Here is an 11,072-nt window from a genome sequence, read left to right as displayed (position 1 = left end):
ACGCTTGCAACAAATCGCTCATAACCACGGTGAATCATCGACGATCATCACCGTCAAGACTAAGTTAGCGCCTATGGGGTCAAGCCCGAGGAGGACGGAGCGCGGGGTGGCGCCTGCAGCAGGAACAGCGACGTATCCCGAGATGATCGGGAGTCATCAACGCCGATTTTTGCCCCCGTGATTTCGCCCATGCAAAACCGTTGACATTACGCTGAACAGAATATATCCATTCGGTTATATAGCTACATGGTGATATATGGACGACAAGCTCGATGCGATTTTCTCCGCACTCGCCGATCCCACGAGGCGAGCAATTCTTGGGCGGCTTGCGAACGGCAAGGCGACGGTGGCCGAGCTCGCTGATCCCTTCGAGTTGTCTCAGCCTGCCATATCAAAGCATCTCAAGGTCCTGGAACAGGCCGGATTGATCCGCTCCGGCCGTGAAGCGAATTCGCGTCCCCGCGTCCTCGAGCCGGCTGCGTTGAAGACAATTGCTGATTGGATCGCCGATTACAGACGCTTCTGGGATCAAAGCTTTGATCGTCTCGATGACTATCTGTCCAAGGTACAAGGATACGAAAATGACTAATCCAGAGACCGACACCGACAACGCCCGCGACCTGGTTCTTGTACGAAGGTTTGATGCCCCATGCGATCTGGTTTTCAGGGCATGGACCGACCCGAAAGCGTTAGCACAGTGGTGCGGTCCTCACGGTTTCAAGGCGGTGGGCGACCGGCTCGAAGCCTGGCCCGGCGGTAGACACCGCGCCTGTCTGATCGCGCCAGATGGAGAAGAGCATTGGGTCGGCGGAAAATATCTGGAGGTCGAGCCGCCGCACAGGCTTGTCTTCACACATGCCTGGGAACTCGCAACCGGCGAAAATAGCCCGGAAACAGTCGTCACCATCACGTTCAGGGAAAGCGACGGAGGTACGGAAATGACTTTTCGGCAGAGTGGATTTGATAGCGCATCGTCACTTAAGGGTCATGAAGCCGGCTGGTCCCAAAGTCTCGAGCGATTGAGCGTCTTTCTCGGGACTGAATCCGAGGGGCCGGATCATGTCTAAGGCGGCGATGAAGCTCTATTATTGCGAGACGCTCAATCCGCGGAAGGCCTGCGCCGCTGCCCGTTTTCTTAAAGCCGACGTCGAGTTCGTCAGGGTTGACCTGGCAAGCGGAGAACAGCGCACCGCAAAATTCCTGGCGCTTAACCCGAACGGGAAAGTCCCGGTGCTGCAGGATGATGCCGGAACTTTATGGGAAGCGAACGCCATCATGTGCAGGCTGTCCGACAGCGTCGCATCGGATTTCTGGCCGCATGACCACCGGCAGATCGACGTGCTGCGCTGGTTGAGTTGGGATGCCAGTCATTTCACCCGGCACGGTGCAACGCTGTGGTTTGAAACCTTGATCAAGCCGTTGTTCGGCGGGGAGCCTGACGTCGCCGTGATCGAAGATGCGAAGACGAGTTTTCGACTCCATGGTCGCGTGCTCGACGATCATTTGGCCAAGAACAGCGTCGCCGTCGGGAAGACACTGACTGTGGCAGACTTCGCATTGGCCGCTGCACTTCCTTTTGCAACCGCCGCCGGGATTCCCGTCGCCGAGTTTCGGCATATCCAGACGTGGTACGGACGGCTTGAAGGACTGGATGCGTGGCGAAACCCTTTCCCGGCCTAAGAGGGCACGGGGGTGAAAGGCGTTGGCGGCACTCCTCCTTTGTCGCCGAGTCTACATCGATCCGGCCAGGCAAGTTCAGCGATCGACCTCTCTTCGATGCTGAAGATGGCAGCTCATGCATTCGCAGGGCGCCAATGCGGATAGGTAACATAGCCGGTGAGGCCGCCCTCCGCATGCGGTCCGGTTCAGATGCGGCGAACAGTCGAGCCTCTTCTCCATAGGATCGCTTTGTGCCTATATTGCCGCTGCGCTGAGCTCACCACGCCGCAACGGGCGCGGTTGCCGCATAGCGTTCTGGTCATTGCCAAACCGGCGGATACAGTTTGTCGTGAGCGCTACAAGGTACTTGCTGATCTTGCCGCTGATGGCGGTCGTCGCCTACGTGGCGCTCGTGGGTCTGATCTATCTGTCTCAGCGAGCCCTGCTTTACCCCGGAGCCGGCGCCACACCTGTTCCGGAGCACGCGAGTTGGGGTGAGACGGTCCACATCAAGACGCCCGACGGAGAGATGCTTCAGGGACTGCACAGCCAGGGCGACAGCGACAAGCCCTGCGTGCTCCTCTTTTTCGGAAACGGTGACCGCCTCGACAATTACGCGTTTCTCGCCCAGGCGCTGACCACGCGGAGGATTGGATTGCTGGCGATTTCCTATCGCGGCTATCCCGGATCGACCGGCTCACCCAGCGAGCAGGGCCTGCTGACAGACGGGATCGCCGCGTTCGACTGGCTTTCGGCACACGGCGAAAGCGAGATCATTGTGCTCGGCCGGTCACTTGGCACTGGCGTCGCCGTGAATACCGCCGCGAAGAGGCCGGCCGCGGGCGTCATTCTCGTGTCTCCGTACCTGTCGGTACTGTCGGTTGCGCAGACGCATTATCCGTTCCTCCCGGTCGAGGTTCTTCTCAAGGATCCCTTTCGCTCGGACCTCAACATAGGCAAAGTAAGACAACCGAAGTTGTTCCTCCACGGCCGGCTTGACGATAGCATCCCGCTTTCTTCAGGGCAGGCGTTGTACCGCATCGCACCCGAGCCCAAGCAGATGTTGATCTATGACGGTGCGGGTCACAACGATATCTTGAACGACAGAATGGTCGGTGACGTCATCCGTTTTGTGGAAGCGCTGCAAGGAAACCGGCCTTAAATCCCGTCACGGACGGGAGCGGTTTCCCGGTCGTAGTGGGAGGCAATGCCCGGGAGCGGCTCGCGAGGCGACCAGAGTGGATCCTCGGATCAAGCCCCGAGGAGGACGGAGCGCGGGTTGCGTCTGCAGCAGGAACAGCGACGTATCCCAACATAATCGGGTGCCATCAACACCGATTTTTGCCCGGCAATTTCGCCCATGAAGGGCTCGCCGAGGTCTCGAGCACGCGTTTTCAGTGTCCAGTCATCGCTTCTGCCACCGGGGCGCCGGAAACATCCTTTGCCACCTCTGATATCAATGACCTCAGCCACCGATGAGCCGGATCGTTTCGATAGCGGACATGCCATGCCAGCTCTACCGGAAAGCTGCCGAGATCGACCGGTGCGGGCAGGACTTTGAGACGCGGGTCGCGGGCAAGGCGCTGGCAGATCAGCCGGGGCAGTGTCGCGCAATAGTCGGTGACGGCCACCATTTCCGGGACCGCCAGGAAATGGGTGACGGAGACCGAGACGTCGCGCCGGAGACCGGCCTGCTGCAGCATCTGGAACAGGCCGACACGCATCCGGCCGGGCGGAAGCACGTTGACATGCCGCATCCGCTGATACTGTTCCTCGGAGATGCTTTCGGCGATCTCGGGATGATCGCTGCGCACGACGCAGGCCAGTCCATCATCCATGAGATGCTGCACGACCATGTTATCAGGCGGCTCGACGATCCTGCCGAGCACCATTTCCGTCGCCCCTGAAATCGCGCCGGTCTCAGCCAGATCATTGCCGAAGGGCGTCAGGCGAAGCCTGATCCCGGGCGCGCATTCGCGCAGCCGCGCCACGATCACCGGCATCAGGACAAACTCGACGTAGCTGTTCGGGGCGATGGTGAACTGCCGTGTCGCCCGCGCCGGATCGAACGCCTGCTGACCGAGAATGACGTCATCGAGGCTCGCCAGGGCCCCGCGGATCACTGGAGCAAGCGCCTGCGCCATTTCAGTCGGCTTCATGCCATAGCGCTCGCGGATGAACAGCGGATCGCGCAGCGTCTCGCGAAGGCGGTTCAAGGCGTTGGAGACGGCCGGCTGCGTCATGCCCAGTTGTTCGGCTGCGCGCGTGACATTGCGCTCTTCCATGAGCGCCACGAAGACAGGCAGGAGGTTGAGGTCATACTTCATCCAGATATATTGCCAAACGCATATCTGAAATCAAAGAAATAAATTTCCGAAATGAGAATGGCCGAGGCATGATCCGCTCATCGACAGCAACCGATCACATCTGTCTCGAAAGGATCTCCAGATGAAAATCCTCATGGTTCTCACCTCGCACGACGAACTGGGCAATACCGGCCGGAAGACCGGCTTCTGGCTCGAAGAGTTCGCCGCCCCCTATTATGCCTTCCTCGAAGCCGGCGCCGACGTCACCGTCGCATCGCCCAAGGGCGGACAGCCGCCGCTCGACCCGAAGAGCGACGAACCGAGCTTCCAGACCGACCAGACCCGCCGCTTCCATGCCGACCCGGATGCCCAGGCCGTGCTCGCCTCGACCGTAAAGCTCGCTTCGGTCTCCCATGAAGATTACGACGCCGTGTTTTATCCGGGCGGCCATGGACCGCTTTGGGATCTGGCGGAAGACAAGAATTCGATCGCCCTCATCGAATCGCTCTATCAGGCCGGCAAGCCCGTCGCCTTTGTCTGCCACGCACCGGGTGTGCTGCGCCACGTCAAGGCTGCCGACGGCACGCCGCTGGTTCAGGGCAGACAAGTCACCGGCTTCAAGAACTCCGAGGAAGACGGCGTCGGCCTGACCCAGGTGGTGCCGTTCCTGGTCGAGGACATGTTGAAGGAGAATGGCGGCATCTATTCCAGCGGCGATGACTGGTCGTCCTATGCCGTCCAGGACGGCCTGCTGATTACCGGGCAGAACCCCGGTTCATCGGTGGAGACTGCCGGCATTCTGCTCGCCGCCGTGACGGCGGCAAAGGCCGCGTGACACAGCGCGGCTGGTCGGGGATCAACCCATGACCAGCCGCTTTGTTACTTGTGTTGCGGCCATACTCAGAGCTTTCCCTTGCCAGCAGTTCGCGGGTCCGCTGGAGACCTGCCCGGCGGCGATTTATCGCGCGTACGATCGGCGGCCCGCTGCTTTATCTGGACCCGCCCTATTGGGATGGACGCGCAACGGGAGTTTCTCCATGGAACTGCAGGCTGCACAGCAGGCACGATCTCTCACCCAACCGGATTATTGAAATCACCGGTCCGGTCTATATTTGAGCAGACTTCGGCGACGCCACGCGAACTAGTCGTGGAATGGGCTCGATCTTCGCGACGAATTCTCTTTTTTAAAGATCATGCCCGAGGCAAGCAGATGTGGCGGTGTGTCGTCGGATGACGCTTGAAAGTCAACGGCATGCGCAAAACAATGGCAGTCGGCCTTGCCGCCTTGATCGCCATGTACTTTCTCGGCGGCATGAGCGCGAGACACGAGATCTTTCCTTGGCCACAACTTTCCGCGCTGAGGACAATGGTTGGCGGAGAGAAGGCGGCGGCTCCAAGCCGTTATGCTTTCGACGACAAGGAACGACTCATCGGGGATGAATCAAAAACGCTTGTGACCTGCCCGACTCAAACTGACCGAACTGCTGTCTTACTCGTTCTTGGTCAATCGAACGCGGCCAACGACGGTGGACAACGGCACAGGTCGAATTATGGCGCTCGCGTTGTAAACGCCTTTGACAAACGGTGCTTCATCGCCGCCTCGCCACTTCTTGGATCGACCGATACCAAGGGAGAGTACTGGACGCTTCTTGGGAACAATTTGATCGCATCGGGACAAAATGACAGCGTTATCCTCGCACCTCTCGCATATTCCGGATCTGAGGTCGCACGATGGGCGAAAGGCGGTGACCTCAATCCTGTGCTGGTCGATACCGTGAAACAGCTTCAGGATTCCGGTTATCGGATAACGAGCGTCCTCTGGGTGCAAGGAGAGAAGGACCTCGTTATCGGCACCACTGCGGAGACCTATCAGGAATATTTCATGTCGATGGTTGACACGTTGCGTCAGCACGGCGTCGAAGCACCCGTTTACATTTCGATCGCATCGAAATGCCTCGAACCGAGCAACGGCGGCTTCAAGGAGCATATTCCGGACAATGCGATAGTACGGGCGCAACTGGCCCTGTCAAAAAGCGGCCACGGTATCCGAGCGGGCGTAAATTCTGACGCGTTGCTCGATGGAGACGACCGCTACGACGATTGCCATATCGGGGGCACAGGCGCGGAGAAAATGTCGGAGGCCTGGTTGAACCTTCTGCGCGGCGATCGCCGCCTGGAAACCTCGGGATAGTCTTCCTAGAACCGGTTTTCGCGCCTTCGCGAGCTCGGCCTCGGGCTCTGTCCGGTATTCGACACCTTGTCACTTGTCAGCGATTTCAACGAAAAGGGTAAGGTTCAGCCGGTGCTCTCCTCCTTTGGCGCCAAGGCCTCCCGTCTCAAAATCAACACGGTTTCTGTTGTCACCTGACGTTGCGCAAACTGCCTGACGCACCTTTCGCAATCGGCCGTACCGTTTTGTACCCCCGCAAGGCAGGGCGTCTCGTCAAGAGGCCGCCCTGTTGCTTGTGTTCTGGTGAAGTTTAGAGCTTTCCCTCTGCCAGCAGTTCGCGGGTCCGCTTCAGCGTCGACAGCAGGGCGGCCTTGTAGCCGTTTTCGCTATCGAATTGTGCCTGCTCGGCCCGCTCTTCCGGGCCGTTCGGCTGTTTGCCGCGCAGGCCGAGATAGCAGTAGAAGCGCAGTTGCAAAGCACCTTCTTCATCCTCGAAGAGCTCATTGATGATTGCTCCCTCGCGTGGCCCCGTCGCCTGAAAGAAGGTGACCTTGCTTTGTCGTTCCAGGGTGATGATCTCGCGCAGATCCTGCCCGGCAATCGTCGCCTCGCGCACGAAGTGGGTCGGGCTTTCCTCCACGACATCGCAACGGGTGCAGAGACCGGCGGGAAGAAAGAGCCGGGCGTCGCGTGCCTTGAGCTCGAGACCTTGCCACGCCTCGGCGCGCGTCAACGGGGTTTCGCCTTCCGGGTTCACCGGAACTGTGGCTGTGGAATAAATCATGGTGATCGTCCTTTTGAGATCGCTGTTGCTGCCTCAGGCGGAGGCAACGGTTTCCGAGGCGAAGGCGCGATAGGAGCGCAGCGGGCGTCCGAGCAGCTTTGTCAGACGCTCGACGTCGCCGGCCTCAGGCAGCATCCCGTCGGCGATGAAGCGCTCGCCCATCAGGCGCATGTCGTAGGCCATCCAGGCAGGCATGAACTGCTTGAGATTCTGCTCGAAGCCCTCGGTATTGTCGCCGCCGTAGTTGATCGGGCGCGCGAGCACGTCTGACCAGATGGCGGCGATATCGCTTCCGGTCAGTGTCTGCGGACCGACGAGGTTGATCCTCTCGAGCGCCAGCGGCTCTGCAGCCTGTTCGCGGCGCAGCAGCTCAAGGGCAGCGATCTCGGCGATATCACGGACGTCGATCATGGCGAGACCCTTGGGTCCGATCGGCATCGGGTAGGCGCCGTAGCCGGTGATGACGTCTTTGACCGTCAGATCGTTCTGGATGAAGTAGGCCGGGCGCAGGATGGTCGCCTTGAAGCCCATCTGCTCGATCATCCGCTCGACCCCGAACTTGCCGGCGAAATGCGGCACGTTCACGTAGACGTCGGCGTGGATCACCGAGAGATAGACGATCCGCTCGATGCCGGCCGATCGGGCGAGGTTCAGCGCGACCAGTGCCTGGGTGAATTCGTCCGGCACCACGGCGTTGAGCAGGAACAGCGTCGACACGCCTGACATGGCGTTGCGGAGCGAGTCAACGTCGAGGAGGTCGCCCTGCACGACGCTGACATCAGCCGGGAATTCGGCTTTCGATGGGTCGCGGACAAGAGCACGGACATCGGCGCCGCGCTTGACGAGGTGTTCGACGACTTGGCGGCCAACATTGCCCGTGGCGCCGGTGACGAGAATGGTCATGGTATTTCTCCGTGTTGGGTTGCTTGACACCTCGAATATGTGTGGTTCACTGGTAGTCCGATAGATGGCGATTTTGGACACGCCGTCTCGCTGGTGGAACACCCATGGATCTTCTTGCGCTTGCCGATTTCAATCTCGTTGCCCGTCATGGTGGCTTCGGCAAAGCGGCAAGGGCGACGGGCCGGCCGAAGGCAACCCTGTCGCGGCGTGTCGCCGAGCTGGAAAGCAGCCTCGCTCTACGGCTGTTTGAACGGGGTACGCGTAACCTGAAGCTTACCGAGGAAGGACGGGCGCTTTTCGAGCGGACGGGGGCGTTGCTCGCCGAACTGGACGAGACGGCGTCAATGATTGCCTCCGGCGGTCAGAGGCCCAAGGGGAGATTGCGGATCAGCGCACCTCTACATTTTTCCCAGACCGCAATGGGGAGGATCGCCGCCGGCTTTTCCCTCAAAAATCCGGAGGTGAGGCTTGAGGTGACGAGTGAGGACCGGCCCGTGGATATGATCGAGGAAGGCTACGATCTGGTCATCCGGGTCAATCCGGATCCCGACGAAAGCCTGGTCGGGCGGGCGTTTCTGCGCGACCGGCTGGTGGTGGTGGCAAGCCCCGATCTTCCCCGCCCGACCGGTGGAGCTGCCGCTCCCGCCGTTGCCCGCGGGGTAGGCGAAGCGCGAACATGGCACGTGAAGACACCCGGCGGCCGCTCAACGATCAGAGTCGAGCCGGTCCTCACTTTGTCAACGCTCATCACGATCCGGGATGCGGTGCGCGCCGGCGTCGGTGCAGGACGTCTTCCCATTTCGCTGGTGAGCCACGACCTGGCTGACGGCACTCTGGTCAATTGGGGGGATATCGACGGCCCCGAGATCGCTCTCTGGACGCTCTACCCCTCTCGGCGGCTGCTGAGCGCGCGCGTATCGGCATTCCTGGACTTTCTCAAACAGGCCTTCCCCAATGGAACGGCTGACGAATTAGCCGCCTATATCGGTAGGTGATGACGGCGCTTTGTCGGCGTCTCCGACGAGCTCCGCGTCGCATGTTTCAGCGAGCATGCACCGGCTCCTATGAGATGACGAGGGCGGAGCATGCCATCGCCGGGAGCCTCCTTCGAAGAAAGCTGCCCTGCTCATGCATAATTCCTCGAATCAAAGTCGATTTTAGAGTAAAATCGATCAGTTTACCTAGAGGGCTGAAACGTCCTTGCGCGCCGACTTCGGCGCGCGGTGCTGTAGAAGGAAAGATGAGCCAATGAAAAGGTTAGCAATCGTTACCCTGTCGCTGGTGACGGCGCTGACGAGCGTCCCGCCGGCCATGGCGTTTCCCACCATTGCCGTGCCGAACATCGAAGGCGCACAGGCGCAGCCGGTCCAGTACAGACATCACGGCGGCGGCCATGGCGGCTACTACCGGCATGGCGGCTACTACGGGCATGGACACCACGGTAGTAACAACGGCTGGGCCTGGGGACTCGGCGGGCTCGCGGCCGGCGCAATCATCGGCGGAATGCTGGCGCAGCCGTATTACGGCCAAGGCTACTACGGTCAAGGCTACTACGGTCAGGGCTACTACAATCGGGGTTACTACGGCCAGGGCTATTACGGATCCGCCTATTACGGTGCTCCGCGCTACTACGGGTCGACCCTGTACCGTCCGCGCTATTACCGCCAGGCCTATTATGGCGGCAACGGACATACGAGCTGGTGCTATGCGCGCTACCGGTCTTACCGGGCCTACGACGACACGTTCCAGCCCTACAACGGTCCGCGACGGGCGTGCGTCTCGCCCTACTAAAGCATGTCGCGCAAAAGTGTGCAGCGGTTTTGCGACAACGACATGCGTAAAAACAAAGACCTAAAGCGCGACAAGCGAATCTGAAAGATCGCGACGCGCTTTAGCCGTTTAATTCAGAACAGGATTCAGATGTGAGGCCGACCCGGCCTCACATCATCCAGTTCTAGCGGAAACCGCCGCTGGCGGCCAATCGTTCGCCGGTCAGCCAGCGGGCATCGTCGGAAGCGAGGAAGACCGCGACACCGGCGATATCGTCCGGCTGGCCGGTGCGGCCGAGCGGTGTCTGGGCCACCAAAGCCTGCTCGAAATCCGAGCCGATGACGCCTGCGGAGTGCGTGCCCTCGGTCTCTACGATCCCCGGCAGGATGGCGTTGACGCGGATCTTGCGCGGCCCCAGCTCCTTGGCGAGCACGCTGTTGATGCCCTCCACGGCGCCCTTCGTGCCCGTGTAGACTGAAGAGTCTGGCGGCGCCAGGCTGGTGACCACCGACGAGATGTTGATGATGCTGCCGCCCTCGCCGAGATGCTTGGCCGCGGCCTGGGTGGTCAGCAGAACGCCCAGAACATTCACGTCGAACATGCGACGATATTGTTCCTCGGTCACCTCACCGATCGGTGCGAATTCATAGACGCCGGAATTGTTGACCAGCACGTCGAGCTTGCCGAACTCCCTGACCGCAGCATCGACCAGTCCCTGTGCCTCGCCGGCTTTCGAAACATCGCCCTGCACCGCGATGGCTTTGCCACCGGCCGCACCGATCGCCTCGACGACGGCGTCGGCGCCCGCCTTGCTCGAAGCGTAGTTGACCACCACTTGCGCACCCTCTGCTGCGAGTGCCTTGGCAATCGCAGCGCCAATGCCTTTGGAGGCGCCCGTCACCACAGCGACCTTTCCTGTGAGCTTAGCCATTTGTCGTTCCTTCCGATCTGGATAGCCGCCGGGATTGGCAAGCTTGTTCCATAGTTCGGAAATTCGGAACTGTTGATCTCGATGTCAAGGGACGCTATATAAAATTCATGAGACCGCTCTTTCACCCCGCCCTGGAGGACATCAAGCCCGAGGCGATCCTTTATGCGCTGTCCGATCCGGAGCGCGTTGCCATTTATGCAAAGCTTGCCGGCGCCAGCAGTGGCGGGACGTGCTCTGCCCTTGCCGATCTCGGCGACCGCGTCATTCCAAAGTCGTCGCTGTCCAACCATTTCAAGGTGCTGCGCGAGTCCGGGCTGATCATCAGCGAGCGCCAGGGTGTGGAGATGCGCAATCAAACGCGCTGCACCGAGCTGGACGAACGCTTCCCGGGCCTGATCAAGGCCATTCTGACGGCTTACGGCCAGCCTCCCGGGCAGCCGAAGACGGACTGATCGCCCCTAAGTGCTTGTGACCTGCCACTGAGAATTTCCTCCAGAATGGATTAGAGTCCGGCCTATTAAGGGACGGACGAATGAAGAAGCAGAGATT

13 protein-coding genes are annotated in these 11,072 nt (G+C 60.3%); 9 read left to right on the top strand and 4 right to left on the bottom strand.

What is annotated here, in order from left to right; translation table 11 throughout:
• The first annotated feature begins 256 nt into the window (after nt 1–256).
• From BS629_RS21395 to BS629_RS21380, 4 genes are all read left to right on the top strand, one after another.
• Entirely contained in the window at nt 257–589 is a 333-nt protein-coding gene (locus BS629_RS21395) for an ArsR/SmtB family transcription factor (protein ID WP_018241069.1), read from the top strand.
• Entirely contained in the window at nt 582–1,067 is a 486-nt protein-coding gene (locus BS629_RS21390; RefSeq protein ID WP_018241068.1) for an SRPBCC family protein, read from the top strand. Before BS629_RS21395 ends, BS629_RS21390 begins: the two co-directional genes overlap by 8 nt.
• On the top strand, nt 1,060–1,680 hold the full coding sequence (locus BS629_RS21385) for a glutathione S-transferase family protein (protein ID WP_018241067.1): 621 nt from the start codon (nt 1,060–1,062) through the stop codon (nt 1,678–1,680). The genes BS629_RS21390 and BS629_RS21385 overlap by 8 nt, the downstream gene beginning before the upstream one ends.
• Nucleotides 1,681–2,008: 328 nt before the next feature.
• Complete coding sequence (locus BS629_RS21380; protein ID WP_018241066.1) at nt 2,009–2,821, top strand: alpha/beta hydrolase; 813 nt, start codon at nt 2,009–2,011, stop codon at nt 2,819–2,821.
• Between the two features lie 232 nt (nt 2,822–3,053).
• On the opposite strand, the gene BS629_RS21375 is transcribed toward BS629_RS21380, so the two are convergent.
• Entirely contained in the window at nt 3,054–3,986 is a 933-nt protein-coding gene (locus BS629_RS21375) for a LysR family transcriptional regulator (protein WP_018241065.1), read from the bottom strand.
• Nucleotides 3,987–4,107: 121 nt separating this feature from the next.
• Between BS629_RS21375 and BS629_RS21370 the strand changes: the two genes are divergently transcribed.
• Together BS629_RS21370 and BS629_RS21365 are read left to right on the top strand one after the other, a co-directional pair.
• Nucleotides 4,108–4,800, top strand: coding sequence for a type 1 glutamine amidotransferase domain-containing protein (locus BS629_RS21370; RefSeq protein WP_018241064.1), 693 nt, complete (start codon nt 4,108–4,110; stop codon nt 4,798–4,800).
• Between the two features lie 417 nt (nt 4,801–5,217).
• The gene (locus tag BS629_RS21365) at nt 5,218–6,156 is read left to right on the top strand and encodes a sialate O-acetylesterase (RefSeq protein ID WP_018241063.1); all 939 of its coding nucleotides are present in this window, start codon (nt 5,218–5,220) and stop codon (nt 6,154–6,156) included.
• Between the two features lie 289 nt (nt 6,157–6,445).
• Here the strand turns inward: BS629_RS21365 and BS629_RS21360 are convergent, their stop codons facing one another.
• Both BS629_RS21360 and BS629_RS21355 read right to left on the bottom strand, forming a co-directional pair.
• Nucleotides 6,446–6,919 (bottom strand): SRPBCC family protein, encoded by a 474-nt coding sequence (locus tag BS629_RS21360; protein ID WP_018241062.1) that lies wholly within the window; start codon nt 6,917–6,919, stop codon nt 6,446–6,448.
• 33 nt (nt 6,920–6,952) lie between these two features.
• A complete protein-coding gene (locus BS629_RS21355) occupies nt 6,953–7,822 on the bottom strand; it encodes an SDR family oxidoreductase (protein ID WP_018241061.1) in 870 nt (289 codons plus the stop codon).
• Between the two features lie 104 nt (nt 7,823–7,926).
• On the opposite strand from BS629_RS21355, the gene BS629_RS21350 reads away from it, so the two are divergent.
• Entirely contained in the window at nt 7,927–8,817 is an 891-nt protein-coding gene (locus BS629_RS21350) for a LysR family transcriptional regulator (RefSeq protein WP_018241060.1), read from the top strand.
• A gap of 253 nt (nt 8,818–9,070) precedes the next feature.
• On the top strand, nt 9,071–9,613 hold the full coding sequence (locus BS629_RS21345) for a BA14K family protein (protein ID WP_018241059.1): 543 nt from the start codon (nt 9,071–9,073) through the stop codon (nt 9,611–9,613).
• A gap of 163 nt (nt 9,614–9,776) precedes the next feature.
• Here the strand turns inward: BS629_RS21345 and BS629_RS21340 are convergent, their stop codons facing one another.
• Entirely contained in the window at nt 9,777–10,523 is a 747-nt protein-coding gene (locus BS629_RS21340) for a glucose 1-dehydrogenase (RefSeq protein WP_018241058.1), read from the bottom strand.
• Between the two features lie 107 nt (nt 10,524–10,630).
• Between BS629_RS21340 and BS629_RS21335 the strand changes: the two genes are divergently transcribed.
• Entirely contained in the window at nt 10,631–10,975 is a 345-nt protein-coding gene (locus BS629_RS21335) for an ArsR/SmtB family transcription factor (RefSeq protein ID WP_018241057.1), read from the top strand.
• Nucleotides 10,976–11,072 lie beyond the last annotated feature (97 nt).

This window comes from Rhizobium leguminosarum bv. viciae USDA 2370, from assembly GCF_002008365.1.
GTDB classification, from domain to species: Bacteria; Pseudomonadota; Alphaproteobacteria; order Rhizobiales; family Rhizobiaceae; genus Rhizobium; species Rhizobium leguminosarum.
The sequence above is the reverse complement of the archived record's forward strand: the minus strand, read 5'-3'. Positions and strand labels throughout refer to the sequence as shown.

Excerpts from the sequence above, each read along its gene's own strand:
- BS629_RS21355 (WP_018241061.1), bottom strand. The coding sequence starts at position 7,822 with ATGACCATTCTCGTCACCGGCGCCACGGGCAATGTTGGCCGCCAAGTC.
- BS629_RS21345 (WP_018241059.1), top strand. The coding sequence starts at position 9,071 with ATGAAAAGGTTAGCAATCGTTACCCTGTCGCTGGTGACGGCGCTGACG.
- BS629_RS21335 (WP_018241057.1), top strand. The coding sequence starts at position 10,631 with ATGAGACCGCTCTTTCACCCCGCCCTGGAGGACATCAAGCCCGAGGCG.
- BS629_RS21365 (WP_018241063.1), top strand. The coding sequence starts at position 5,218 with ATGCGCAAAACAATGGCAGTCGGCCTTGCCGCCTTGATCGCCATGTAC.
- BS629_RS21360 (WP_018241062.1), bottom strand. The coding sequence starts at position 6,919 with ATGATTTATTCCACAGCCACAGTTCCGGTGAACCCGGAAGGCGAAACC.
- BS629_RS21385 (WP_018241067.1), top strand. The coding sequence starts at position 1,060 with ATGTCTAAGGCGGCGATGAAGCTCTATTATTGCGAGACGCTCAATCCG.
- BS629_RS21375 (WP_018241065.1), bottom strand. The coding sequence starts at position 3,986 with ATGAAGTATGACCTCAACCTCCTGCCTGTCTTCGTGGCGCTCATGGAA.
- BS629_RS21395 (WP_018241069.1), top strand. The coding sequence starts at position 257 with ATGGACGACAAGCTCGATGCGATTTTCTCCGCACTCGCCGATCCCACG.
- BS629_RS21340 (WP_018241058.1), bottom strand. The coding sequence starts at position 10,523 with ATGGCTAAGCTCACAGGAAAGGTCGCTGTGGTGACGGGCGCCTCCAAA.
- BS629_RS21390 (WP_018241068.1), top strand. The coding sequence starts at position 582 with ATGACTAATCCAGAGACCGACACCGACAACGCCCGCGACCTGGTTCTT.
- BS629_RS21350 (WP_018241060.1), top strand. The coding sequence starts at position 7,927 with ATGGATCTTCTTGCGCTTGCCGATTTCAATCTCGTTGCCCGTCATGGT.
- BS629_RS21370 (WP_018241064.1), top strand. The coding sequence starts at position 4,108 with ATGAAAATCCTCATGGTTCTCACCTCGCACGACGAACTGGGCAATACC.